Raw genomic sequence first — 26,261 nt, forward strand, 5'->3', positions numbered from 1 at the left:
ATCCGCCACCCCCGCCCGCGGAAGCCCCGCAGCGCATCATCAAGGTGCGCCGCGACTACAACAGCTGGGTCGGCAGCGAGACCATGGAGGACTATGCGCTGCGCTACACGCCCCAGCGCTTTCGCAAGTGGAGCGAATGGCGCGTGGCCAACACGGCCTTCGGCGCGGCCTCGTTCCTCATCCTCGAAGCCGTGGGCGCGACGCTGCTGGTGCAGTACGGCTTCGTCAACGCCGCGCTGGCGATCCTCTGCACCGGCCTCATCATCTTTCTGGCCGGCCTGCCCATCAGCGTCTATGCCGCGCGCCATGGGGTGGACATGGACCTGCTCACGCGCGGCGCGGGCTTTGGCTACATCGGCTCCACGATCACGTCGCTGATCTACGCCTCCTTCACCTTCATCTTCTTCGCGCTCGAAGCCGCCGTGATGGCGTACGCGCTCGAACTCGCGCTCGACATCCCGCCCGCCTGGGGCTACCTGATCTGCGCGCTGGTGGTCATTCCGCTGGTGACGCACGGCGTCTCGGTCATCAGCCGCTTCCAGGTCTGGACCCAGCCACTGTGGATCGTGATGATGGTGGTGCCCTTTGGTGCGGTGGCGTGGATGGCCCCCGAAACATTCACCAACGTGGTGCGGTATGGGGGCGAATCGGGTGCGGGCGCGGTGTTCGATTGGCACTTGTTTGGTGCGGCGCTCACGGTGGGCATCGCCCTCATCACGCAGATGGGCGAGCAGGCCGACTACCTTCGTTTTATGCCGGCGAAAGAACCCGGCAAAGCCTTGCGTTGGTGGGCGGGTGTGCTGGCCGGTGGTCCGGGCTGGGTGGTGTTGGGGGTCGTCAAGATGCTGGGCGGCGCGTTGCTGGCGTACCTGGCCATCAGCCACATGGTGCCGCCCGATCGCGCGGTGGACCCGAACCAGATGTACCTCGCGGCCTACGAGTACGTGTTCTCCGACTACGGCTGGGCGGTGGCGGCCACGGCGCTGTTCGTGGTGGTCTCGCAGCTCAAGATCAATGTCACCAACGCGTATGCCGGTTCGCTGGCCTGGAGCAATTTCTTCTCGCGCATCACGCACAGCCACCCTGGGCGTGTGGTGTGGGTGGTGTTCAACACGCTCATTGCGTTCATGCTGATGGAGATGAACGTGTTCCAGGCGCTGGGCGAGGTGCTGGGGCTGTACTCCAACATCGCCATCGCCTGGATCATGGCGGTGGTGGCGGACCTGGTGATCAACAAGCCGCTGGGCTGGTCGCCCAAGGGCATCGAGTTCAAGCGGGCGTATCTGTACGACATCAACCCGGTGGGCGTGGGGGCCATGGGTCTGGCGTCGGTGTTGTCGATCGTGGCGCACATGGGTTTGCTGGGGTCCCTGGCGCAGGCGTTTTCCGCGGTGATCGCGATGGTGACGGCCTTGGTGGCGGCGCCGGGGATTGCCTGGGTGACGAAGGGGCGTTACTACATTGCGCGGTCGGCGGAGGGGCGTTGTGATCCTGCTCCTTCCCCCTCTGGGGGAAGGTTGGGATGGGGGCCGCGCGCCGACCAAGCCACTGCATGCGAGCCCCCACCCCCGCCCTCCCCCAGAGGGGTAGGGGGTAAGGCACTTCTCTCGTTGCAACGGTGCGTCATCTGTGAACGCGATTACGAAGGTCCGGACATGGCCCACTGCCCGGCCTACCAGGGAAGCATCTGCTCGCTCTGCTGCACGCTGGACGCGCGTTGCGGTGACCTCTGCAAACCGCACGCCCGCCTCTCCGAACAATGGATGGCGGCGCTGCGCCGCGTGATGCCGCGCCGCGTGTGGCCGTACCTGGAAGCGGGCCTGGCGCACTACCTCCTGCTCATGCTGGTGGTGGCGCCCGTGCTGGCCGCGGTGCTCGGCCTGCTCTACCGGCAAGAGGTGGAAGGGCTGCAGGAAGGACTGGGCGTCGCGGCCAACACCTCGTTGCTGGACGCCGCGCTGCGCTCGGGCTTCGTGCGGGTGTATGCCGTGTTGCTGCTGATCGCGGCGACCGTGGCCTGGTGGTTGGTGCTGGCACACAAGAGCCGCGAGGTGGCGCAGGAAGAGTCCAACCGGCAGACGCGTTTGCTGATGCAGGAAATCGAATCGCACCAGCGCACCGACGAAGCCCTGCAGCAGGCGCGCCACGCGGCCGAGCAGGCCAACCAGGCCAAGACGCGGTACATCAGCACCATCAGCCACGAGCTGCGCACACCCCTCAACAGCATCCTCGGCTACGCGCAATTGCTGCAGGAAGACACCGGCGTGGCGCCGCACCGCGCGCAGGCCGTGCGCGTCATCAACCGGGGCGGCGAGCACCTGCTCTCCTTGATCGAGGGCACGCTGGACATCGCGCGCATCGAGTCCGGCAAGCTCGCGCTCGAGGTGCGTCCCATGGCCTTTGCCGATGCCATGCGGGAGATGGCCAGCATGTTCGAATTGCAGGCGGCGGCCAAGGGCTTGCGCTTCGTGTTCGACAGCGGAACGCGTCTGCCCGACACCGTGCGCGCCGACGAGAAGCGCTTGCGCCAGATCCTCATCAACCTGCTGGGCAACGCGGTGAAGTTCACCCGCAGCGGCGAGGTGCGCCTGCGCGTGTCGCATGCGCGCGAGATGGCGCAGTTCGACGTGCACGACACGGGGCCGGGCATGGGTGCTGAAGACCTGGAGCGCGTGTTCGAGCCGTTCGCGCGCGGGCAGGGCGAAGCCAGCGCGGCCGGACCTTCCACCGGCACCGGCCTGGGCCTGACGATTGCGAAGATGCTCACCGACCTCATGGGCGGCGAGATGACGGTGCGCAGCACACCGGGCGAGGGCTCGGTGTTCACCGTGCGCCTGTTCCTGCCCGAGCTGCGTGGCACCGTGTTGCCCCGCCCGACGCCATTGCCGCAGCACGCGGGCTACACCGGCCCGCGCCGGCGTGTGCTGGTGGTCGACAACGAAGAGGCCGACCGCGAACTGCTCGCGCGCTGGCTCGCGCCGCTGGGCTTCGAAGTCTTGCTCGCCAACAGCGGGCTCGACGCACTGGCCTTGCTCGACGATCTGCAACCCGACGAGCCGGGCGCGCCGCACGCCATCTTCATGGACCTGGCCATGCCCGGCATCGACGGTTGGGAAACCCTGCGCCGCCTGCGCGCGCGCGGCTGGGGCGCGGTGCCACTGGCCATCGTGTCGGCCAATGCGTTCGACAAGGGCCTGGACAACGACCTGGGCCACCAGCCGCAGGACTTCTTCGTCAAACCCGTGCGGCGCGACGACCTGCTGACCTGGCTCGGCCAGCGGCTTTCGTTGGCGTGGATCGCCGACGGCGCGCCCACAAACGCCGGCGAGCCCCCACCGATTGCGCGCAGCGAGCCCGCCAGCCGCGAAGAACTCGAACCCCTGCTCGAACTCGTGCGCCTCGGTTACTACAAGGGCATCGTGCAATGGCTCGACGACTGGGTGCAGCGCCGCCCCGAGCAGGCCGCGTTCGCGCAGGGCTTGCGCGCACTGGCGCGCGAGTTCCGCTTTGACACCATCGAACAACACCTGCTGCAGCCACACCATGCCGCCACCCGTTGAACCACCGATGACCACCGCGCCGACCGCGCTGCCCGTGTCCGACGCGCTGGTGATCCTCATCGTCGACGACGTGCCCGACAACGTCGCGCCGCTGCACGACGCGCTCGATGAAGCCGGCTACACCGTGCTGGTGGCGCTCGATGGCGAGAGCGCGATCCGCCGTGCCACGCAGGCCTTGCCCGACGTGGTGCTGCTCGACGCGGTGATGCCCGGCATCGACGGCTTCGAGGTCGCGCGCCGCCTCAAGGCACAGCCGGCCACCGCGCACATCCCGATCATCTTCATGACGGGCCTTACCGACACCGAGCACCTGGTCGCCGCGCTCGACGCCGGCGGCGCCGACTACGTGACCAAGCCGATCAAGCCGCGCGAAGTCATGGCGCGCATGGGTGTGCACCTGCGCACCGCGCGCCACGTGCGCCAGGGCGCGGTGGAGCGCAGCCAGGCGCGCAACGCGCTCGATGCGTTCGGCTACGCCACCATCACCGTGCGCGAGCGCGACGGCCGCCTGATGTGGCAGACCCCGCTGGCGCGCGACCTGCTGCGCCACCACTGCGGCACCGAAGCGCCCGCCACGCCGCCGGCCGTGCTGCAGTGGCTGCGCCGCCACCTGGGCGACGCGCGCGAACAGCGCGAACCGCCGCGCCTCACGCTGGAGAACGGTCCGCGCCGCCTCACCTTCCGCCTGCACCAGTGCGTGGGCGACGAGCCCAATGGCGAAGGCGGCGACTGGCTCATCGTGATGCAGGAAACCTCGGACGCGAGCGTGCTCTCCGGCCTGGCCGGCGCGTTCGGTCTCACCGCGCGCGAGGCCGAGGTGCTGTACTGGGTGGTCAAGGGCAAGATCAACCGCGACATCGGCGACATCCTGGGCGCCAGTCCGGCCACGGTGAAGAAACACCTGGAGCGCATCTTCGCCAAACTGGGCGTGGAAACGCGCACCGCCGCAGCCGGCATGGCGATGAACCGCATTCGGCTGCTGCAGCCGCAGCACGGCGACTGAGCGCACCGGTTCGGGGGAGAATGGCGCACGCCGCCCTTACTCTTCCATGCGACTGCGAACCAAGATCCTCCTGCTGGCCATCCTGCCCCTGCTGGCCTCTCTGGTGCTCATCGCGCTGGCCGTGCAGCACCAGGAGCGCGATCTCGCGAGGCGCGAGTACGCCATGGTCGAGCGCACCTACCTGGAAGCGCGGCGCGCCGAGCTGCACAACTACGTCGCCCTGGCCGCCAGCACCGTGCAACCGCTGTACGACCGGGGAGGCAACGATCCGGCCGACCGCGAACAGGCGCTGCGCCTGCTGGCCTCGCTGGACTATGGCCCCGACGGCTACTTCTTCGTCTACGACCTGGAGGGCCGTGTGCTGATGCACTCGCGCCAGCCCGAGCTGGTGGGGCAGAACCTGTGGGAGCTGCGCGACCCGCAAGGCCGCCCGACGATCCAGCGGCTGATCGCGCAGGCGCGCGCCGGCGGTGGCTTCGTGGATTACTTCTGGCGCCAGCCGTCCAGCGGCCAGGACACGCCCAAGCTGGGCTACGTGATCGCCCTGGAGCGCTGGGGCTGGATGATGGGCACGGGGCTGTACCTCGATGGCATCCAGGCCACGCTGGCGCGCATCGAGGGCGAGGCCAACCGCAATGTCGCGACCACCTTGCTGTGGATCGCGGGCATCGCGGTGTTTGGCATCGCGCTCATCAGCGCCAGTGGCCTGGCGCTGAACCTGAGCGAACACCGCGTGGCCGAGAACAAGCTGCGGCTGCTGGCGCGGCAGGTGCAGCAGTCGCAGGAAGACGAACGCGCCCGCCTGGCGCGCGAGCTGCACGACGGCGTCAGCCAGACGCTGGTGTCGACCAAGTTGCTGATCGAAACCGCCACCGATGTCGATGCCGACGCGGGTGGCCCGCTGGCGAAGGCGCTCGAGCGCCTCAACCAGAGCCTGGTGGAGATCCGCCGCATCTCGCACCGCCTGCGCCCGGCGCTGCTGGACAACCTCGGCCTGCCGGCCGCGCTGCAGCACCTGGGTCGGGAGTTCGAGGACGCCAGTGGCTTGCCGGTGGTGGTCCGCATCGAAGGCGCCGAGCGCGAATTGCCCGACGAGGTGAAGACCGCGCTGTTCCGCGTGGCGCAGGAGAGCCTGACCAATGTGGCCAAACACGCGCGGGCACAGCATGTCGAACTGGGGCTCGCTTTCGAGCCGCGCGGCGGTGTGCGCATGAGCATCACCGACGACGGCCAGGGTTTCGACAGCCCGGCGGTGCATGTGCACCCCGAGCGCGGCATCGGCCTGCGCAACATGCGCGAGCGCCTGGCCGCCATCGGCGGGCGCTTGCAGATCCACGCCGAGCCGGGACACGGCACCCAGATTGAAGCCAGGGTATGAAGAGACACCCCCGCCGCGCTTCGCGCGACCCCCTCAAGGGGGCGGCGCCAGCGGCCCGGCAAAACCGGTTCCGCGGCACCTTTGGAGAAATGCAATGCCTCACGCGCCGGATCTGATCCGCATCTTTCTGGTCGACGACCACCCCATGGTGCGCGAAGGCTTGCGCGCGCGCCTCTCCAGCGTGGCGCATCTGCAGGTGGTCGGCGAGGCCGGTGATGCTGCCGAGGCCATGCGCCTGCTGGACGAGAACGCGCCCGACGTGGTGCTGCAGGACGTGGGCCTGAAAGAGGGCAACGGCATCGACCTGGTGCAGGCAATGCTGGCGCGTTGGCCCGCGTTGTGCATCCTCATGTTCAGCATGTACGACAACCCCGAGTACGTGCAGCGCGCCCTGCAGGCCGGGGCGCGCGGCTATGTGCTGAAGGACGCGCCGGCCAGCGAGATCGTGGCCGCCATCGAGGCCGTGGTGGCCGGCGGCGCCTTCCTCAGCCCCGGCGTGTCGCGCAGGCTGTTTCGCCAGCAGCCGCCACGCCCGCTGCTGTCGCCGCGCGAGAGCCAGATTCTGAGTGCACTGGGCCGTGGTGAATCCAGCAAACAGATCGCCAAGGCGCTGGCCCTCAGCGTGCGCACGGTCGAGACCCACCGCCAGAGCATCAAGCGCAAGCTCGGCCTGGAGGGGCAGGCCGAGCTCATCAAGTACGCCGTGGAGCACACCCGCGAAGCACCTTGATCGGGTGCACGGCGGTCGTTGTCGCCAGAGCGTGCCGCCCATTCATGCCATCGATATCAAACATCGCCACCTTCGATAGGTGGATGGGGTGCGCGGACCTACATTGATGCGCCGCACCACGCTGTCTGGCTGCGGACGCCCGGATTCGAACCGAATCCCCCTGGGCGGGCCCGACTACAACACCGGAGACATGGAATGAAAAACGCCCCCCACGAGCCTGGGTCCAGCGAGGCTTTCGCATGAAGCGACTGCTCTCCATCATCGAGACCCTTGCCGCGCTGATGCTCTTGTTCATTGCGCTATTGACGGCCGCGAACGTCCTGGTTCGCTACTGTTTCGATGGGCAGATCCCGGACTGGTTTGACGGCACGCAGATGTTGCTCGGCATTGCCATCTTCTGGGGCATCGCGCTGGCCACCTACTACGGCAACCACATCGGCGTGGATCTTCTCTGGGAGGCTTTGGGTCCACGTGGCAAGCGCGTGGTCGATCTGATCTCCACCGCCGTGGTCGTGGCCTTTCTTTTTCCCTTGGCCTGGATGGTCTGGGTCAAAGTCGGTGGGACGGGCAGCCAGGGCACGATGGACTTGCGGCTGCCGTTGGCCTGGTTCTACAGCGTGGCGGCCGTTGGCGCGTCCGTCGCGGCGGTTCTCGGCCTTGTGCGTCTTGTGCAGTTGGCGCTGGGCACCGAAGCCAGGCTCGACGCGGACGACGGCATGACGGGCGAGGTGCACCATGGATCGTGATCTGGTGGCACTGCTGGGCTTTGTGGGCATGTTCGCCCTCATGGCGATCCGAGTGCCCATTGGCATCGCCATGGGCATCGCAGGCGTCGCCGGGTTTGCCGCCCTCACGGGCAGCACCCCCGGCCTCAATCTCCTGGCCAATGTGCCGCTGTCGGTTCTGACCGACTACAACCTGATCGTGATTCCGATGTTCATCCTCATGGGGGCGTTCGCCTCGCATTCGGGCATGAGCGGGGAGCTCTTTGCGGCAGGGCGCGCGTGGCTGCACCACAAGCGCGGGGGTCTCGCCCTGGCTTCGCTCGCCGCGTGTGGGGGCTTCTCCGCCATCAACGGGTCTTCTGTCGCGACCGCCGCCACCATGACACAGGTCGCACTGCCCGAGATGAGGCGCGCCGGGTACGAGCCCGGGATTTCAGCGGGCCTCATCGCGGCCGGGGGAACGCTCGGGATCATGATTCCGCCGTCCGTCATCATGGTGCTGTACGGCATCATGACCGAGACCGACATCACGCAGCTCTTCGCCGCCGGCGTGATCCCGGGCCTGATGGCCATCGTTTTCTACGCCATCGTCATTGCGGTGCTGGCCCGCTGGCGGCCTGAGTGGATGCCCAGGGGCGAGCTGCACAGCTGGACCGAACGGATGTCGGCGCTTCGCCCCCTCTGGGCGGTGGTCCTCCTGTTCGTGGGGGTGCTTGGCGGGATCTATGGTGGCCTCTTCACCGTGCAGGAAGCTGCAGGTGTTGGCGCAACCGGCACCTTGTTGATCGGCATTCTGCGTGGGCGCTTGCGCTGGCCGGAAATCAAGGCCGCGCTCATCAGCGCACTGCGCGTGTCCTCCGCCATCATGACCATCGTGGTCGGCGCGTACCTATTCGGCTATTTCCTGACCATCACGCAATTCACGCAGAACGCCGTCGAGTTTCTGGTGGGCTTGCCGGTGGGGCCCTACGGCGTGCTCGCACTGGTGATGGTCGGCTACCTGATTCTGGGTGCGGTGATGGACGAGCTGGCCATGATCCTGCTGACGGTGCCGATCGTCTTCCCGGCCATGATCCACCTGGGATTCGATCCCGTCTGGTTCGGGGTGATCGTGGTGATGGCCGTCACCTTCGGAATGATTTGCCCTCCCGTGGGGATGAACGTCTTCGTGATCAATTCCATCGCGCGCGACATCTCCCTGGGACGCATCTATCGGGGGACCATGCCCTTCATCGCCGTGGACGTCGTTCGGCTGATCGTCCTTTGCGCGTTCCCTTCGCTGTCGCTCTGGTTGCCAAGCCTTCTTGCGTAGTCCGTTTTTTTCACCACAAAAAGGAGACATCATGCCCCGTACGAATATCCAGAAACGCTTCAAGCTGCGTGGCTGCGCCATTGCACTGGGCGCCGCCTGCATGGCCCTTGCCACTCAGGTGCAAGCGCAAGACAAGCCCGTCGAGCTGCGCTTCGGTCACTGGCTTCCGGCCAGCCATTCGCTTTCAAAAACGGGGTTCGAGCCCTGGGCCAAGTCCGTTGAAGCGGCGTCGCAGGGCACCATCAAGGTGACGCTGTACCCCGCGCAACAACTCGGGAAGGCGCCGGACCACTACGACATGGCCCGTGACGGCATTGCCGACATGGCATGGGTGAGCCCGGGGTACCAGGCCGGTCGTTTCCCCGCCTTCGCCGCCGCCGAACTTCCCTTCATCAGCGGCAAGCCCGGTCCCGGTTCCGCAGCGCTGGACGCCTGGTATCGAAAGTACGCCGAGAACGAGATGAAGGGTGTGAAGCTGTGCTTCGCCCACCAGCACATCGGCACCTTGCACTCCAAGAAGCCCATCACCGATCCTTCGCAGATCCGCGGCATGAAAATCCGTCCCGCCAACGGGACGGTGGCCTCCTTCGTGACCCATCTGGGCGGCACCAATGTGAACGTGTCGGCGCCCGAGTCGCGCGATGCCCTCGAAAAAGGCATTGCCGATGCCATCACCTTCCCATGGGACTCGACGATCAGCTTTGGCGTCGACAAGGCCGTGAAGTTCCACAACGACATGCGCCTGTACCCCGCGACGTTCGTCTGGATCATGAACCCGGCCTGGTATGCCAAGTTGGGCCCGACACAGAAGAAGGTCATCGACAGCCATTGCAACACCGAGTGGGCTGGCAAGGTCGGCGCCGCGTGGGGCGACTTCGAAGACTCGGGCCAGGCCAAGCTGGAGAAGTCGCCTGGTCACACCATCGTGAAGCTGACGCCCGAGCAGATGGGCGCCTGGCACAAGGCGGCGCAACCCCTGTACACCCGTTGGGCTCAGGACGTCGCGCGCGCGGGTGGCAATGCGGATCAGATCCTCGGCGAACTCAAGCGCGAGATCGAAACCCGCAAAGCGAACTAGGGCCAACCACCCCCAGGCTTTTTCTCCTACGTGTTACCACGCGGTTCAACGCGCGGTGACACGGATGCGCGAGCGCCTCCCGCTGCAGATACTCCCCGCTGCCCAGCGGCCCGATCGGCGAGGCCGCGGCACAAGAGGAGACAAACATGTCTGGACTGGGTCGCCACCTGGGGTGGTTTTTCGTGGCCGTGCTGGGCGCCTTCGCGCTCGCGGCCGTGGCGCTGGGGCGCGGTGAAGCCGTCAGCGCGTTGTGGGTGGTGGTCGCCGCCGTCTGCGTCTACCTGATCGCCTACCGCTACTACAGCCTGTTCCTGGCCACCAAGGTGTTCGGCCTGGACGGCACGCGCATGACGCCGGCCTGGCGGCACAACGACGGCCTGGACTACGTGCCCACGCACAAGTACGTGCTGTACGGCCACCACTTCGCCGCCATTGCCGGCGCCGGCCCGCTTGTGGGCCCGGTGCTCGCGGCGCAAATGGGTTACCTGCCCGGCCTGCTGTGGATCCTGGCCGGCGTGGTGTTCGCCGGTGCGGTGCAGGACTTCATCGTGCTGTTCATCTCCACGCGCCGCGACGGCCGCTCGCTGGGCGACCTGATCAAGCAGGAACTCGGCATGGTGCCGGGTGTGATCGCGCTGTTCGGCGCCTTCATGATCATGATCATCATCCTCGCCGTGCTGGCGCTGATCGTGGTCAAGGCCCTGGCCGAATCGCCCTGGGGCACCTTCACCGTGGCGGCCACCATTCCGGTGGCGCTGTTCATGGGCGTGTACCTGCGCTACATCCGTCCGGGCCGCATCGGCGAGGTCTCCATCATCGGCTTCGTGCTGTTGATGCTGGCCATCGTGGGTGGCCAGTGGGTGCATGAGAGCCCGACCTGGGCGCCGCTGTTCACCTACGACGGCAAGGCGCTGACCTGGATGCTGATCGGCTACGGCTTCGTCGCCGCCTCCATCCCCGTGTGGCTGCTGCTCGCGCCGCGCGACTACCTCTCCACCTTCCTCAAGATCGGCACCATCGTCGCGCTGGCGCTGGGCATCGTGATCGTCGCGCCCCCGCTGCAGATGCCGGCCATCACGCAGTTCGCGGCCGGCAACGGCCCGGTGTGGTCGGGTGACCTGTTCCCCTTCCTGTTCATCACCATCGCCTGCGGCGCGGTGTCGGGCTTCCACGCGCTGATCTCCTCGGGCACCACGCCCAAGATGCTGGACAACGAAGTCAACGCGCGCTTCATCGGCTACGGCGGCATGCTGGCCGAGTCCTTCGTCGCCGTGATGGCGCTGGTGGCGGCTTCGTGCATCGAGCCCGGCATCTACTTCGCGATGAACAGCCCGGCCGCGCTGGTGGGCAGCACGCCCGAAGCCGTGGCGCAGACGCTGTCCACCTGGGGCTTCGTGATCACGCCCGAGATGCTGGTGCAGACCGCGAAGGATGTGGGCGAGAACACGATCCTGGCGCGCGCCGGTGGCGCACCCACGCTGGCCGTGGGCATGGCGCACATCCTGCACCAGGTGGTGGGTGGCCAGACCATGATGGCCTTCTGGTACCACTTCGCCATCCTGTTCGAAGCGCTGTTCATCCTGACGGCGGTGGACGCCGGCACGCGCGCCGGCCGCTTCATGCTGCAAGACCTGATGGGCACCTTCGTGCCCGCGCTCAAGCGCACCGACTCGCTGCCCGCCAACCTGATCGCCACCGGCCTGTGCGTGGCGGCCTGGGGCTACTTCCTGTACCAGGGTGTGGTCGATCCGCTGGGCGGCATCAACACGCTATGGCCGCTGTTCGGCATCGCCAACCAGATGCTCGCCGCCGTGGCGCTGATGCTGGGCACCGTGGTGCTGTTCAAGATGAAGAAGGACCGCTACGCCTGGGTGACGATCGTGCCCGCGGTGGTGCTGCTGGTTTGCACGCTGGCGGCGGGCTGGCTCAAGATCTTCTCCAGCGATGTGAAGGTCGGCTTCCTGTCCAACGCCAACCGCTATGCCGACGCGATCCAGCAAGGCGTGTTGATCGCGCCCGCGAAGACGACCGAGGCCATGTCGCGCATCGTGTTCAACAACCGCCTGGACGCCGCGTTGTGCGCGCTGTTCATGTTCGTGGTGCTCAGCGTGCTGTTCTACAGCGTGAAGAGCATCCTCAAGGCGCGCGCCGAGCGCAAGCCGACGGTGAGCGAAACCCCGTACGAAGCGCTGCCCGCCGGCGCGAGCGTCGGTGGCTGATGGCGCCGCCACCAGCGGCGGCCTGCTCGAAGACCTCGGGCGCGCCGGCCGCTACATGGCGCAGAGCTTCCGCCTCATGGTCGGCGTGCCCGACTACGGCGGCTACGTGGCCCACATGCGGGCCACGCATCCGGACCAGGAACCGATGAACTACGAAGCGTTCTTCCGCGAGCGGCAAGCGGCGCGGTATGGCTCGAGCATGGGGAAGTGCTGCTGAGCTGAGGTTCTTCTCGCGGTCGGGGCATCTGTGCCCGACCGCTGCCATGGTCTGGTGGCATTGACACCAGGTACGGCCACGCCGGGCAAAGCCGGGCCGCCACCGATATCCAGACCACATGCCGCGCGCACAGTGCGCAAACACCGAATGACGCCCAGCCCGAGTCCATGCGGCCCGGCGCCGGGCTGTGCCTCATTCCAATCTCTCCCAAGCCAGTTTCAAGGGTGAGCACGCAGCAGCGGCCGCTCAATGGAGGCAGCGTGCCTGCCAATTGATCGTGGCGCAAACGGCGTTTGTGCAAAGCAACACGAAATCAAAAGGGACATCTATCTCTTTTCTTCATTGGCTATATCCATCCTTCACAACGCCCTCTTTTAGTGTCCGTTTGGTCTACATCTGAGGAACAATTCGGCCTGTCGACGGCGAGCGAGATGGCCTAATTGATTTGCCAGATCTGTCTATCAAAGTCGTTAATGAATTCTTAGCAAATTTTTTAATGAATTTTTAACAATTGCACAACGTTGTCTTTTCTTCATTTGAAGAGATAGATGGCGGTTGCGCATATTCAGAAGGATCTGGCATGAAAAAAATCTTGAATTTCTCGGTGATCTCCTCGGTGCTGGCCGGTGTTTTGACGGCGGTCACCACGGCGCATGCGCAAGTGCCCGTAAACGCCGCGGACATCAACACCAGCAGCGTGGTGCAAAGCGCTGTGCGCGCCGTCACGAACGCATCGGGCCCCGGCTCCAGCGTGTCGCGAACCGGTATGTCTCAAATCGCGGTCGGTACCACCAGCTCGTATGCCTATCAAGCCGACGCGCTCGACTGGGGCTACGCCAGTGCATACGGCACGGTGAACACCATCGTCAACGCCGCCGATGCCCGAAACGTGTCGGTGGGCAATGCCGCGGGGCGCGCGGATGCCAGCGGCGATATGACCTCCGGTGCCACCGCGGCTTCGGCGTATGGCAAGCCTTCCGTGGACGTGGCATCCGGCACGGTGGCCGGCATCAGCAACTCGACCGTGGTCACCCAGATTCATTCGTTGAGCAATGGCAATGCCCTGTCGAGTGGGCCGTCGCTGGCCACCTTCGTGGGTGTCAGCGATGCCAACGCGGGGCCCTGGGGTTGCACAGTGCTCCAGGACGGGTCGAACGCTGCCTATGCCGGATCGGGTGGGGTGGTGGGGCCGCAAGTCAACGGCGTGTCATCCGTGGTCGCGACGGCCAACGCCATGCCCTTCACCAGCACCACCTGCAGCAGCGGTGGCGGCGGCGGTGGCGGCAACAACTGATCGCATATCGAAAACACGCTGGCCCGTCCAACGCACACGGGCCGCACCTCAACGCCTTTCAAGATTTCCCATGAAAAAGATACTTGTGACCTCGGTCATTCTTCTGACTTCGCTGTCCGTGTTTGCGCAATCCTCCAGCACCGGCACTGGCACCAGCACGGTCACCGCTGAGACCAACGCGGATGCGCAGTCCAACAACGCGGGCAACCAGCAGAACATCACCTTCAACTCGGGCGCGGCCGCGATTCCCGAGAAGAGCATTGTCGAGTACAGCGGCACCTACACGCTCAAGAACACGCCCAGCGTGAGTGGCCCCAACCTGACCACCAGCAACGACACGTGCATGGGGTCCAGCAGCGGCTCGGTCAACGCGGCGGGCATCGGCTTCGGTTTCGGATCCACCTGGTCGGATGAGAACTGCAAACGCCTGAAGATGAGCCGAGAGCTCTGGAACAAGGGCTTCCGTGCGGCTTCGCTCGCGATCGACTGCATGACGCCCGAAGCGCGCGAGGCATTGGAGATGACCGGCACCAAGTGCCCGCAGTCGATGACGGAAGAGGAGCGCCGGGTGGCGTTCGCCGAGACGGCCAAGCCCGACGCCGCCGCACAGAAATCCGGTCGGTAAGACGGCCCACTGCCATGAACTTCCTGAAACTGGGTTTGGTCGGACTGTCTTCGGCCGAGGAAGCGCTCGTCGCAACGCTTTTTCGTCTGCACGGGGTGGATCCGTCCTTCATCTGGACCTTGGCCTCGGAGGCGCCTTTTGATGCGCTGCTGGTGGACACCCGCAGCTATGAGGCGGCCCTTGCCGGATGGAAGGGGCGGAAAACGCATCTCATGCGCCTGGGGCCATTGGTGGGCGACGTCGATGGCGTTTTGATGAGACCCATCCGCTCCGACCTTCTGATGCGTTGGCTCAATTCGATCGAGGTCGAGATATTGCACGGCGGGCAAGACCCGTTCGCGTCCACCGTGTCTGCATCGGCATTCCACGGTGTGCACTGGAAGGTGTCGTCGTTTTTCGGGATGGGAAAAGAGGATGCCTTGCATGCGTTCAAGGTCGGTGGCTGCGCGTTCAAGCTTCGCCGCTGGCCCACGCCGGACTTGCTCAAGGGGGACGTGCACCGCATCCGCATGGCGACCATGCTCTCCCGACGCCATCTCAAACTCGCTGAACTCTCCTCTCTCTGCCGGATGCCAGAGGTGAAGTGTGAGGAGTTCGTCGAGGAGCTGTACAAGTCCCAGCTCCTGGATGAGGCCACGAGCAAGGCTGTCGACGTGGAAGCGGCACCGCTGGTGAAGCAGCCACTGGTCGACGTGCCGACCCTGCGGGATGAACCCAAAGCCAGAGGGCTGGGACGTTCATTGATCGCGAGCATTCGCAAACGTTTTGGAATCCTGTGATCCCATGAAAGAACACAAGATCATTCTCACCGGGACCATGGGCGCGGGCAAGACCACAGCCATCGCGGCCGTGAGCGAGATTCCGCCCATCATGACCGATGTGACCAACAACGATCACACCGTCGACAAGGCATTGACCACCGTGGGCTTTGACTACGGCTTGCTCACCCTCGACAACGGCGACCGGATTCGACTGTTCGGCACGCCGGGCCAGGCGCGCTTCCGGTTTGTCTGGTCGGTGATCGCCAAAAACGCGTTGGGTCTGATCATCCTCATCGACAACTCGCGGCCCGATCCTCTGGCCGATCTGGCGGTCTATCTGGACGGATTTTCTACCGAGCTGGCGACGATGCCTTGCGTGGTGGGGGTGGGGCGAACAGAGACCCATTTTTATCCCGGCGTCGAGCAAATCGCCGCGGCGCTGGAGCGCGCGGGCCGCGTGTTCCCGGTACTGCCGGTGGATGTGCGTCGCAGCGAAGACGTCGTGCTTCTGATTGACGTGCTGCTGTCCCAACTGGAAGCAGACCTGCTGTGACCCGAACCCCATTGCCCCACATGAAACCGAACGAACTTCTTTCATCACTCGCCACCCATCAGGCCAACCGAAAAGCACAGGACGCGCTCGATGCGGGCTTGGGTGTGCAGGCCGTCGTGCTCGCCACGGTGGATGGTTTTGCCGTCGCCTCGGCGATGTCCGGCGCCGCCGATTCGGCTCGCATCGCGGCGTTGGCCAGTTCAATTGCCAGCATTGGCTCGGTGGCCACCCAGGAGGCGGGCCTGGGTCGGTGCACCAACCTGGTCTTGAACACCGAGCAGGGATTTGCGGTGGTGCGCCAGTTCATTCTGGAGAGCAAGGAGCTCGTGCTGATCCTGGTGGCCGACGGGTCCAGCCTGTTGGCCCAGGTGATGTACCAGGCCAATCAGTTTGAAAGAGAACTGGTCATGGAATGAAAACGCTGCAACTTCAAGAGGCTCTGCGAGCCATGGCCGGCCAGCATGGCTTCCTGGCCGCGGCGCTGGTGGAGCTGGATGGCGGCATGGTCTGGCACGCGGAAGGCGCGCCCGACCTGTGCGATGCGGTGGTCTCCGCCGCCTCCGACTACTGGCGCTTGTACCGCCGCTCCCAACCGGTGTTTGAAAAGCTCGGCAACCTGCACGTCGCGATGCTCTTTCACCGCGATGGACGCATCACCGTGAGTGCGTGTGGTCCCGGCATGTTGCTGGTGATCGTGACCGATCCGCGGCAACAGGACATTGACTGGGAACAGTGGAAAACGGCGCATGCCCGGCTCGAGAAGCTGGTAAGCGCCTTCTGATCAAACGTGTGACCGCCTGAAATTCCGTGCAGCAAATCGGTCGCACACACACTTCAAACTGCACGGCTACCAAGGAAAATTCAAATGGCTACGATCAAACAAACCCTAGACGAAATCATGACGGTCGACGGCGCCCTGTGCACCGCGGTGGTCGACAGCACCAGCGGCATGATGCTGGGCAGCGCCGGCACAGGCGTGGACCTGGAAGTGGCCGCCGCTGGCAACACCGAAGTGGTGCGCGCCAAGAACAAGACCATGCGCGCCCTCGGCCTGAACGACGTGATCGAAGACATTCTGATCACGCTGGGCAAGCAGTACCACATTCTTCGCCCCTCATCGCGCAAGGAAGGCGTGTATCTCTACGTGGTGCTCGACAAAGCCCGCTCCAACCTGGCCATGGCGCGCCGCAAGGTGCAGGACGTCGACAAGGAAATGACCTTCTGACCGGACGGACTGGTTGCCACACGTCACCCAGCGGGGAAATTCGCTGGCTGGCGGCGGCGTATTGCTCTAGTCTTTCAAGCCGAAGCCACGACATCGAACCGCCATGGAACCGAAGTCATTTTCGATCGACCTCAGTGCGGTTCACCGCAGCATGTCGGCAGGCAAGGCGCTGACGGGGCGCGAGGTTCTGGATCCTCACGTGGACGCGTATCTGACGGGCGATCACTTCTATCGGCGTGTCGACGAGTTCACGCTCTTGCACGTCATGGACTATGAGGCACTGCAACCCTATCAGCTGACCATCCGGCGGGCCGATCTGGTGTGCATTCAAATCACCATTGCGGGTACGTACGTCCGGTGGACGCCGGACAGACCGCACACCGTGCAGTCGGCCACGACGCACATCACGAACGCGCCCGTGTCAGTGTCCTCCATGAAGCCGGGCCAGAAGCTTCGCGGCATCTGGATCGCCTGCGACCGCAAGAGCTTCCTGCAGCGCTATGCCTTGCAGACGGACCAGGTGCCCGAGCCTTACCGGCCGATCTTTGCATCCGCGGCGGGCATGTCCAATGCGCTGACGCTTCCGACCATGGCGTCCAACATCATGGCCGTCGAACAAATACTGGCTTGCCGATGGGGCGAGCCTCTCAACAGCCTCTATGTCAATGCGAAGGCGGTCGAGATCATCTGCAACCTTGTCGCGCAGATCCAGACCAGTACCTCCGCGGCGTCGAACCGGTTCCCCGAGGCCGATCTGAAAAGGTCGGAAGCGGTGGCGGCGGCCGCCGAGATTTACCGACGCGATTTCCGAAACCCACCCACCGTCGACAAACTTGCCTTCCGCGTCGGGCTCAACCGCAACGAACTCACCGAGGGATTTCGTGGCCAGTTCGGCGTGACACCCCGTGTGTACAGCCTGTCACTGCGGATGAAAGAGGCGCAGAACCTGCTGCAGGGTGGGGCGCTTTCCATCAGTGAGGTAGCCCGAAGGGTTGGCTACGCCAGCTACGGCAGCTTTGCCCGCGCCTACGCGGCATTCCATGGCGCACCGCCGTCTGCCACGCCGCCGCTGGAAGACGAACCTTGAGCGCCAGACGCGCGACCCTCGCACCACGTGGTGCGCATGGGCGCAGAACCCGAACAGGCGACATGTCGCTGCGCGCTTCCCGATATCAACTGCAAGAAGGATGAAGATGAACGATCCGTTCGACACGCTGATGGCCGAATTGAAGGACTTGGTAGAGGTGGTGGAAATCGTGGAGGACGGCGCCAGCGACGGCTCTCCACCTGGCGCGAGTTTCTGGTTTGATGGATCGGAATTTGCCCTCGTGTATGTGTGCGAACCAGCGGAACGGCTGACCGTCTACAGCAAGTTCGGGGAGTTGCCGCCCGATGCGCCCGCGGGCGACTACACGCGACTGCTGGAGACCAATCTGCTGCTCGCCCGTTCGAGCGGCGGAGCGTTCGGCGCGTTCGGCGTGTTCGGCGCGATCGGCACGACGCGTGAGGTGGTCTACGCCTTTCATGTGCCCATGCGAGGTATGTCGGCCATGCTGTTGCTTGATGCGCTGCGACACACGGCAGACGAGGCCAAGGCATGGCGGCTCGCCAACCGTCCGATGCGTGGCGAAACGCCCCGCACGCCACCGGCGCCACTGCGTCATGTGCCCGAAGACCCGAGCCGTGAGCGGGGATTGCTTCCCAGCCGGGCGACGTGCGCGCGTGCGCTTCCCCGCGACGGTGTTCCGCACGGATCGGACGGGATGGGCTGGATGAGCACCATGCTCGATCGCTACGCCTTGTAGCGCCAGGAAAGCCTTCTGCCGAGACCTGCGAAACGAATCCGCAGCTAGGTGGAGTCTGCTGAAGGCGGATTCCAAACCGGAACAGGAACCCGTGATCGGTTACTGAAGATGTGTCCCGGTTGCTTCGGACGCCCAGACGCGAACACCGCAGCTGATGGCCAGCGTGCACGCCCAGGACGCGGTAGCGGCGAATCAATCGTCTTGGGACAGTGGGCTGTGGGTCACGGCCGGTGACGCCTTTATGGCGGCCTGGGACAGTTTGGAAGGCGTCATCAAGCGGCGCGACGCTTCGGTTGATCCGGCAGATGTCGGTGCCCCGCGTGTCGAGAGCAAGCCGCAACTGCCCGCAGTGGCACCACGGGCCACGCTCTGGGAGCTCGAGAATCGCCTCAGTCGAGATTTCATCATCACCAAGAGCAAGGCCTTGATCGACTACCAGCGCAAGGGCGGCAACGATGGCACGGGGCTGGTGGTCATTTTTGGAGACACTGCTCACGCCGATGAAGCCGTCCAGGCGCTTCTGGACAAGGCCGTCAAGGACAACGCGCGTCCGGACCTCGACGATCGAGGCTTGTTCGAGTCGGTGGGCGGAACCGACAGACAGTAGGGGCCACGGACGTCTCCAGGGAGATGCGCAAGCTCGCGACGGATCCCGCGGTGGTGAGTCATTCCGACGGCATGTACCGAATGTCTGAGCTGCTGGACCGCCACATCGCCTTGTACCAGGAAAAGCTTCGATCGAAACCCCAAGAGTACGCCGAGCTTGTGCGACGCCACCAACAGCGGGTCGAGTACAGCGGAAAATTCCACGCCGCGATCCATGCGGCGAATCCGGCGCGCGATGAAAGCTACTGGACGCAGCTCCGTCAAGCTGTGGTCGAGGGCTGCAATTGTTTCAGCACCATCGGAAGCGGGCACACGGATGTGTTGAAGCCGCGTGTGCAAGCCGAGGCGGTGGTGAAAATGATGCATTGCGATGTCAAGGTGCGGACCGCCAAGACGGCGCAATGAGGGCTTGATCGGCCGAGGCTCTGCCGATCGCATACGCCACCCGGCGTACATACGCCACCCAGCGTCTTCCCTAGCATCCAGTTGTCCGCTGTGCCACGCCCGAAGAGGGCAGCCGGCGGCGCCAAACACCCCATCACGGGACCACTGGAACACTGGAGAGAAGCGCCATGTCGACGAAACCCCAAAACGCCCGCCGATTCACCCTCAAGACCCTCTCCGCCGCGGCGATGGTCGCCACGCTCGGCGGCCTCTCGGCCCTGCCGGCCCACGCGCAGTCGACCATCAAGGTCGGCGTGTTGCACAGCCTCTCCGGCACCATGGCCATTTCGGAAACCGTGCTCAAGGACACGGTGCTCATGGCCATCGACGAGATCAACGCCAAGGGCGGCGTGCTCGGCAAGAAACTGGAGCCTGTGGTGGTCGACCCCGCTTCCAACTGGCCGCTGTTCGCCGAGAAGACCAAGCAGTTGCTGACGCAGGACAAGGTCGCCGTGATCTTCGGTTGCTGGACCTCGGTGTCGCGCAAGTCGGTGCTGCCGGTGGTGGAAGAGGCCAACGGCCTGTTGTTCTACCCGGTGCAGTACGAAGGCGAAGAGCTGAGCAAGAACGTGTTCTACACCGGCGCCGCGCCCAACCAGCAGGCCATCCCTGCCGTGGAATACCTGATGAGCAAGGACGGCGGCTCGGCCAAGCGCTGGGTGCTGCTGGGCACCGACTATGTGTACCCGCGCACCACCAACAAGATCCTGCGCGCGTTCCTCAAGGCCAAGGGCGTGAAGGACGAGGACATCATGGAGGAGTACACCCCCTTCGGCCATGCCGACTACCAGACCATCATCGCCAACATCAAGAAGTTCTCCTCGGCCGGCAAGAAGACGGCCGTGGTCTCCACCATCAACGGCGACTCCAACGTGCCGTTCTACAAGGAACTGGGCAACGCCGGTCTGTCCGCCAAGGACGTGCCGGTGGTGGCCTTCTCGGTGGGTGAGGAAGAACTGCGCGGCGTGGACACCAAGCCGCTCGTGGGCCACCTCGCGGCATGGAACTACTTCATGAGCATCAAGAGCCCGGCCAACACCGAGTTCACCAAGAAGTGGGCCGCCTACGCCAAGGCCAAGAACATCCCCGGCCACAAGGACAAGCCGCTGACCAACGACCCGATGGAAGCGACCTACATCGGCATCAACATGTGGGCGCAGGCGGTGGCCAAGGCCAAGTCGACCGATACCGACAAGGTCATCGCCGCCATGGCCGGCCAGACCTTCAAGGCGCCGGGTGGCTTCACCAGCACCATGGACAAGGAAAACCACCACCTGCACAAGCCGGTGTTCATCGGCGAAGTGAAGGCCGATGGCCAGTTCAACGTGGTGTGGAAGACGCCGGGCCCGGTGGTCGCCGATCCGTGGAGCGACTACATCGCCGAGAACAAGGGCAAGAAGAATGTGCCCGACTTGAAGGTCAAGTGACCCATGGGCACCCGCGGGCATCCATGGGGATGCCCGCGGCGTGCGGCCTTGCTGCCCCGGCGCGCGCGTGCCGGCCGGGGCGCCTTGAATCTTCGACCTGAAAGACGGACCCCATGCGTCCCTTCCCCTTTGAATGGCTGATGCGGCTGTTGTTGGCCATGTGCCTCGCGGCAAGTGCCCCCGTCCACGCGCTCACCCCGACCGACGCGCTCGCGCTGGTGGATGGCGACACCGACACCCGCATCGATACCTTGAACCGGCTTGCCGCCGAGCCCGACGACAAGGCCGCTGCGCTCATCCAGGCAATGGCCGATGAGGCTGTGCGCTTACAGGCTGCGCGCGTGCTCATCGTCGAGGGCGATGGCGCTATCGATGCCGTGACGGGCGAGAAGCTCGCGGCGCTGCCCGACGACGCCAGCGACATCATGGTCAACAACCGCCTGCGCAGCGCGATGGAGAACGCGCTGGCGGGCATGGAACTGCTCGGCGCTGCGCCCGAGCGCCAGCGCGAAGCGGCGGGAACGCTGCAGCGCACGGCGTTCGAAGAGCCCGACATCAGCCAGCTCGCGCTGATCGACAAGGCGCTTGCCGGTGAGCTCGACGCGCGCGCGCGCCAGAGCCTGGAGTTGGCCCAAGCGGCGGTGCTGCTGGCCAGTGAAGACCCGGCGCAACGCCTCTCGGCCGCCGAGAAGCTCGGCGAGGCCAAGCAACCCGTCGTGCGCCCGCTGCTGTTGGCACAGATGGAGAAGGAAGAAGATCCGAGGGTGAAGGCCGTGTTGAAGGCCTCGCTCTCCGATCTGGACACCCGCCTGGCCATCGGCAGTGCACTCGGTGAGGCCTTCACCGGCATCAGCCTGGGCAGCATCCTGCTGCTGGCCGCACTCGGCCTGGCGATCACCTATGGCCTCATGGGTGTGATCAACATGGCGCACGGCGAGCTGATCATGATCGGCGCTTACGCCACCTGGCTGGTGCAGAGTTTCTTCCGCACGTCGTTGCCCGACTATTTCGACTGGTACCTGCTGGTCGCCATGCCGGTGGCGTTCCTCGCCTCGGGCCTTGTCGGCGCGGCGATGGAGCGCACCGTGATCCGTTTCCTCTACGGCCGCCCGCTGGAAACACTGCTGGCCACCTGGGGCATCAGCCTGGTGCTGATGCAGGCGGTGCGCAGCCTGTTCGGCGCGCAGAACGTGGGCGTGGAAAACCCGTCGTGGATGAGCGGTGGCATCACGCTGTTGGGCAATCTGAACCTGCCCTGGAACCGCATCATCATCATTGGCTTTGCGCTGGCGGTGCTGCTGGGCGTGACGCTGCTGATCGGCAAGACGCGCCTGGGCCTGTTCGTGCGCGGCGTCACGCAGAACCGGCCGATCGCGTCCTGCATGGGCGTGAACACCGCGCGCATCGACACCTATGCATTCGCGCTCGGCTCCGGCATCGCCGGCCTGGCGGGCTGTGCGTTGAGCCAGATCGGCAACGTCGGCCCCGACCTCGGGCAGAACTACATCGTGGACTCGTTCATGGTGGTTGTGCTCGGTGGCGTGGGCCAGCTCGCCGGCACGGTGTACGCCGCGCTGGGGCTGGGCATGTTGAACAAGTTCATCGAAGGCTGGGCCGGTGCGGTGCTGGCCAAGATCGCGGTGCTGGTGTTCATCATCGTGTTCATTCAAAAGAGGCCCCAAGGCATCTTCGCCATGAAAGGACGCGAGGCATGAGCCAGACGCCCATCCCCATGCCCGTGGTGTTGCCCAGCCACGGCCCGCTGCTCACACGCGCCGGCTGGAGCGCTTTCGTGGTCGCGCTGCTGGTCGTCTGCGCCGTGGCGCCGCTGCTCAACCTGTTCGTGCCCGAAGGCAGCGCCTTCCACCTGAGCGACTACATGGTCGGCCTGCTCGGCAAGATCATGTGCTACGCCATCTGCGCGCTGGCGATGGACCTGATCTGGGGCTATACCGGCATCCTGAGCCTGGGCCACGGGCTGTTCTTCGCGCTCGGTGGTTACGTGATGGGCATGTACCTCATGCGCCAGATCGGCACCGACGGCAACTACAAGAGCGAGCTGCCCGACTTCATGGTGTTCCTGGACTGGAAGGAACTGCCATGGCACTGGGCGCTGAGCGACAGCTTCATCGCCACGCTGTTGCTGGTGGTGCTGGTGCCGGGCCTGGTGGCCTTCGTGTTCGGCTACTTCGCGTTCCGCTCGCGCATCAAGGGCGTGTACTTCTCCATCATCACGCAGGCGCTCACCTTCGCCGCGTTGCTGCTGTTCTTCCGCAATGAGACCGGTTTTGGCGGCAACAACGGCTTCACCGATTTCAAGCGCATCCTCGGCATGCCGCTCGCCACGCAGAACATGCGCATGACCTTGTTCGTGATCACGGGCCTCACGCTGCTGGGTTGTTACCTGTTCGCGCGCTGGCTGGTGAAGAGCAAGTTCGGCCGCGTGCTGCAGGCGGTGCGCGATGCCGAGAGCCGCGTGATGTTCTGCGGCTACAACCCGCTGCCCTACAAGCTCACCATCTGGACCATCTCGGCCGTGATGTGCGGCGTGGCCGGTGCCTTGTACGTGCCGCAGGTCGGCATCATCAACCCGGGTGAGATGAGCACGGCCAACAGCATCGAGATCGCGATCTGGGCGGCGGTGGGCGGGCGCGCGACCTTGATCGGGCCGATCATCGGCGCCTTCATCGTCAACGGTGCGAAGAGTTGGCTCACCGTGACGTTCCCCGAATACTGGTTGTATGTGTTGGGCGCGCTGTTCATCGTCGTCACGCTCTACATGCCGCAGGGCGTGGTGGGGCTGGTGAAGAAGCTGCGGCCCGCCAAGGAAGGGGAGAAGGCATGACGCCCGACCTGATGGAAGAGGGTGCAAAACGCGCCGAGCGTGTGGCCGCGTTGGCTGCGGGTGCGGCGACCGAATCCGGTGGCCGCCAGGCGGGCTTCTCGCGCCCGGTGGTGCACGGGGAGGTGGACACCACGCACGGCCGCATCCTGTACCTCGAAGACGTCCACGTGAGCTTCGATGGCTTCAAGGCCATCAACGGTCTCAGCCTGGACATCGCACCCGGCGAGCTGCGCTGCATCATCGGCCCGAACGGCGCGGGCAAGACCACGATGATGGACATCATCACCGGCAAGACGCGGCCGGATTCGGGCCAGGTGTTCTTTGGCAGCACGATCGACTTGCTGCGCTACCGCGAGGCGGAGATTGCGGCCATGGGCATCGGGCGCAAGTTCCAGAAGCCCACCGTGTTCGAGCATTTGAGCGTGTTCGAGAACCTGGAGCTGGCGTTGGCGACGGACAAACGGGTACGCCGGTCCATGGTGTTCACGCTCACCGGGGAAGAGAAGGATCGCTTGGGTGAGGTGCTGGAGACGATCCATCTTTCCGACAGTGCGGGACGTTTGTCCGGGAACCTGAGCCATGGGCAGAAGCAGTGGCTGGAGATCGGGATGTTGCTGATGCAGGACCCGAAGCTGTTGCTGCTGGACGAGCCTGTGGCGGGGATGACCGATGAGGAAACGGAACGGACGGCGCAGTTGTTTCTGTCTTTGAAAGGCAAGCACTCGTTGGTGGTGGTGGAGCACGACATGAGCTTCATCCGCGCGATTTCCGAGAAGGTGACGGTGTTGTGCGATGGGTCTGTGCTGGCGGAGGGGACGCTCGATCAGGTGCAGGCCGATGAGCGGGTGATCGAGGTTTATCTTGGGCGCTGAGCTTTCTTCTTTGTCGTTGTGTTTTCTCATTCGTGGCTGGCCGGGTCTCGGCCCGGCGGCCGACTCACTTTCTTTTGCTTCGCCAAAAGAAAGTAAGCAAAGAAAAGGCGAGCCGAAGTCCGGGCCCCTGCGGGGTTCCTTGCGCTGCTCGGTGCGCGGGGAGAAGTTCGCAAACTCGCTTCGCTCAAACACGCGAACTTCTTTTTCCCCGCACCCCTGCGCTGCTCAGCCCGACCTGACGGCGGAAAGCGGGAGCGGACTTCCCTTCGTGCCGGCGGCCGTGCTTTGCACCCTGGTTCTCTGCGCTAGGGAAGCACAGCACCCATGCCTGAGGGGGAGTCCGATCCCGATCCCGCTTGTGCCGTGTGGCCGGGCTGAGCAGCGCAGGGGTGCGGGGAAAAGAAGTTCGCCGTGTTTGAGTCCGCGCAGCGGGCGAGTTTGGCGAAGCAAAGAAAAGTGCCTCGGCCGCCGGGCCGAGACCCGGCTCGCCACGAAAGAAAAAGCCCAACGACAGGGAGAAAAGAGATGAGCCTGCTAGAAGTCAAACAAGTCAACCAGTACTACGGCGGCAGCCACATCCTGCGCAATGTCAACCTGCAAGCCGAACTCGGCAAGGTCACCGTGGTGCTGGGCAGAAACGGCGTTGGCAAGACCACGCTGCTCAAATCCCTTATGGGCCTGGTGCCCATCAAGAGCGGCAGCATCGAACTCGAAGGCAAGCCCATCCACAAGGCCACCCCCTACGAGCGTGCCCGAATGGGCATCGGCTTCGTCCCTCAAGGACGAGAAATCTTCGCCCGCCTCACCGTGCAGGAAAACCTGCACATGGGCCTCGCCACCCAGAAGGGCGGCACCCCAGTTCCGGAAGAGCTGTTCGAACTCTTCCCGGTCCTCCAGCAGATGCTCCACCGAAGAGGCGGCGACCTCTCCGGCGGCCAGCAACAGCAACTCGCCATCGCCCGTGCCCTGGCCGCGGGCCCCAAGCTGCTCATCCTCGACGAACCCACCGAAGGCATCCAGCCCAACATCATCAAAGACATCGGAAAAGTCATCCGCATGCTGGCCGACAGGGGTACGATGGCCATCGTGCTGGTGGAGCAGTACTACGATTTCGCCGAAGCCCTGGCGGACCACTATGTGGTCATGGAACGCGGTGAGGTGATCGCCAGTGGCCCCGGCAGCGAGATGCAGAGCAAAGGCGTGCGCCAACTCGTCGCGATCTGAGTCCGAGGGCGCTCGCCGCTAACGGTAAGAATTGCCGAAAAAGCGGCCAGCCAGGCCCGCCAATACCTTTCAGCGCGGACCGGGCAGCGGGAGCGCCTTTTGCCGCTTGGGCGCATCACTGCTCACTTCAAGAGGAGATTCGCCATGTCCCACACCCAGCCCGCGCCCGATGATGCGCTTGCGGAGCATCCCACCACCTACTCAGACCCGGAGCTGCGCGTCTACACCGACGAAGAAGTCGAAGACATCTTCGAGTCCGTCGTGCACTACATGCCCCTCATGCTGCCCGCGATGGGTGCGTTGCAGATCTTCATGCTCGCCTTGATCGCCGTCTGGATGGCGTGACACCCGCAGGCGA

26 protein-coding genes are annotated in these 26,261 nt (G+C 64.8%); all 26 read left to right on the plus strand.

Features of this window, described 5'->3' with window-relative positions:
* A partial coding sequence (locus FFS09_RS22245) for an ATP-binding protein (RefSeq protein WP_137921106.1) occupies window positions 1-3,560 on the plus strand: 3,560 nt, incomplete at its 5' end.
* Window positions 3,544-4,563, plus strand: a complete 1,020-nt coding sequence (locus FFS09_RS22250) for a response regulator transcription factor (RefSeq protein ID WP_137921107.1) — start codon at window positions 3,544-3,546, stop codon at window positions 4,561-4,563. The genes FFS09_RS22245 and FFS09_RS22250, both read left to right, overlap by 17 nt.
* 46 nt (window positions 4,564-4,609) lie before the next feature.
* Window positions 4,610-5,941, plus strand: a complete 1,332-nt coding sequence (locus tag FFS09_RS22255) for a cache domain-containing protein (RefSeq protein WP_137921109.1) — start codon at window positions 4,610-4,612, stop codon at window positions 5,939-5,941.
* A gap of 94 nt (window positions 5,942-6,035) precedes the next feature.
* Window positions 6,036-6,671, plus strand: coding sequence for a response regulator (locus FFS09_RS22260; protein ID WP_137921110.1), 636 nt, complete (start codon window positions 6,036-6,038; stop codon window positions 6,669-6,671).
* A gap of 239 nt (window positions 6,672-6,910) precedes the next feature.
* A complete protein-coding gene (locus FFS09_RS22265; RefSeq protein ID WP_137921111.1) occupies window positions 6,911-7,417 on the plus strand; it encodes a TRAP transporter small permease in 507 nt (168 codons plus the stop codon).
* A complete protein-coding gene (locus FFS09_RS22270; protein WP_137921112.1) occupies window positions 7,407-8,708 on the plus strand; it encodes a TRAP transporter large permease in 1,302 nt (433 codons plus the stop codon). The genes FFS09_RS22265 and FFS09_RS22270 overlap by 11 nt, the downstream gene beginning before the upstream one ends.
* 31 nt (window positions 8,709-8,739) lie before the next feature.
* A complete protein-coding gene (locus tag FFS09_RS22275; protein WP_252374475.1) occupies window positions 8,740-9,786 on the plus strand; it encodes a TRAP transporter substrate-binding protein in 1,047 nt (348 codons plus the stop codon).
* A 146-nt stretch (window positions 9,787-9,932) separates the two neighbouring features.
* A complete protein-coding gene (locus tag FFS09_RS22280) occupies window positions 9,933-12,005 on the plus strand; it encodes a carbon starvation CstA family protein (protein ID WP_137921113.1) in 2,073 nt (690 codons plus the stop codon).
* Between the two features lie 22 nt (window positions 12,006-12,027).
* Complete coding sequence (locus tag FFS09_RS22285; protein WP_137921163.1) at window positions 12,028-12,222, plus strand: YbdD/YjiX family protein; 195 nt, start codon at window positions 12,028-12,030, stop codon at window positions 12,220-12,222.
* Between the two features lie 580 nt (window positions 12,223-12,802).
* Complete coding sequence (locus tag FFS09_RS22290) at window positions 12,803-13,516, plus strand: hypothetical protein (protein WP_137921114.1); 714 nt, start codon at window positions 12,803-12,805, stop codon at window positions 13,514-13,516.
* Between the two features lie 70 nt (window positions 13,517-13,586).
* On the plus strand, window positions 13,587-14,141 hold the full coding sequence (locus tag FFS09_RS31235; RefSeq protein ID WP_252374476.1) for a hypothetical protein: 555 nt from the start codon (window positions 13,587-13,589) through the stop codon (window positions 14,139-14,141).
* 14 nt (window positions 14,142-14,155) lie between these two features.
* Window positions 14,156-14,920 carry a hypothetical protein gene (locus FFS09_RS22300; protein WP_137921115.1) on the plus strand — a complete coding sequence of 255 codons (765 nt, stop codon included), beginning with the start codon at window positions 14,156-14,158 and terminating at the stop codon, window positions 14,918-14,920.
* Between the two features lie 4 nt (window positions 14,921-14,924).
* A complete protein-coding gene (locus FFS09_RS22305; protein WP_137921117.1) occupies window positions 14,925-15,455 on the plus strand; it encodes a GTP-binding protein in 531 nt (176 codons plus the stop codon).
* A gap of 20 nt (window positions 15,456-15,475) precedes the next feature.
* A complete protein-coding gene (locus tag FFS09_RS22310; protein WP_137921119.1) occupies window positions 15,476-15,871 on the plus strand; it encodes a roadblock/LC7 domain-containing protein in 396 nt (131 codons plus the stop codon).
* Complete coding sequence (locus tag FFS09_RS22315) at window positions 15,868-16,236, plus strand: hypothetical protein (RefSeq protein ID WP_137921120.1); 369 nt, start codon at window positions 15,868-15,870, stop codon at window positions 16,234-16,236. Before FFS09_RS22310 ends, FFS09_RS22315 begins: the two co-directional genes overlap by 4 nt.
* An 84-nt stretch (window positions 16,237-16,320) precedes the next feature.
* Window positions 16,321-16,680 (plus strand): hypothetical protein, encoded by a 360-nt coding sequence (locus tag FFS09_RS22320; protein WP_137921121.1) that lies wholly within the window; start codon window positions 16,321-16,323, stop codon window positions 16,678-16,680.
* Between the two features lie 103 nt (window positions 16,681-16,783).
* Window positions 16,784-17,767: a helix-turn-helix domain-containing protein gene (locus tag FFS09_RS22325; protein ID WP_137921123.1), complete on the plus strand. Its 984-nt coding sequence runs from the start codon at window positions 16,784-16,786 to the stop codon at window positions 17,765-17,767.
* Window positions 17,768-17,873: 106 nt separating this feature from the next.
* Window positions 17,874-18,485 carry a CesT family type III secretion system chaperone gene (locus tag FFS09_RS22330; protein WP_171020138.1) on the plus strand — a complete coding sequence of 204 codons (612 nt, stop codon included), beginning with the start codon at window positions 17,874-17,876 and terminating at the stop codon, window positions 18,483-18,485.
* Between the two features lie 154 nt (window positions 18,486-18,639).
* Entirely contained in the window at window positions 18,640-19,092 is a 453-nt protein-coding gene (locus tag FFS09_RS22335; protein WP_137921127.1) for a hypothetical protein, read from the plus strand.
* Between the two features lie 23 nt (window positions 19,093-19,115).
* Complete coding sequence (locus tag FFS09_RS22340) at window positions 19,116-19,496, plus strand: hypothetical protein (RefSeq protein ID WP_137921128.1); 381 nt, start codon at window positions 19,116-19,118, stop codon at window positions 19,494-19,496.
* Between the two features lie 167 nt (window positions 19,497-19,663).
* The gene (gene urtA / locus FFS09_RS22345) at window positions 19,664-20,962 is read left to right on the plus strand and encodes an urea ABC transporter substrate-binding protein (protein ID WP_137921130.1); all 1,299 of its coding nucleotides are present in this window, start codon (window positions 19,664-19,666) and stop codon (window positions 20,960-20,962) included.
* A gap of 113 nt (window positions 20,963-21,075) precedes the next feature.
* Window positions 21,076-22,677 carry an urea ABC transporter permease subunit UrtB gene (gene urtB / locus FFS09_RS22350; protein ID WP_502703752.1) on the plus strand — a complete coding sequence of 534 codons (1,602 nt, stop codon included), beginning with the start codon at window positions 21,076-21,078 and terminating at the stop codon, window positions 22,675-22,677.
* Window positions 22,674-23,807 (plus strand): urea ABC transporter permease subunit UrtC, encoded by a 1,134-nt coding sequence (gene urtC / locus FFS09_RS22355; protein WP_137921132.1) that lies wholly within the window; start codon window positions 22,674-22,676, stop codon window positions 23,805-23,807. Before urtB ends, urtC begins: the two co-directional genes overlap by 4 nt.
* Window positions 23,804-24,679: an urea ABC transporter ATP-binding protein UrtD gene (gene urtD, locus FFS09_RS22360; protein WP_137921134.1), complete on the plus strand. Its 876-nt coding sequence runs from the start codon at window positions 23,804-23,806 to the stop codon at window positions 24,677-24,679. The genes urtC and urtD overlap by 4 nt, the downstream gene beginning before the upstream one ends.
* Window positions 24,680-25,210: 531 nt before the next feature.
* Window positions 25,211-25,903 (plus strand): urea ABC transporter ATP-binding subunit UrtE, encoded by a 693-nt coding sequence (gene urtE, locus FFS09_RS22365; protein WP_137921165.1) that lies wholly within the window; start codon window positions 25,211-25,213, stop codon window positions 25,901-25,903.
* A 144-nt stretch (window positions 25,904-26,047) separates the two neighbouring features.
* Window positions 26,048-26,248: a hypothetical protein gene (locus FFS09_RS22370; RefSeq protein ID WP_137921136.1), complete on the plus strand. Its 201-nt coding sequence runs from the start codon at window positions 26,048-26,050 to the stop codon at window positions 26,246-26,248.
* Window positions 26,249-26,261 lie beyond the last annotated feature (13 nt).

It is taken from the genome of Hydrogenophaga sp. 2FB, from assembly GCF_005503365.1.
Taxonomy (GTDB): domain Bacteria; phylum Pseudomonadota; class Gammaproteobacteria; order Burkholderiales; family Burkholderiaceae_C; genus Hydrogenophaga.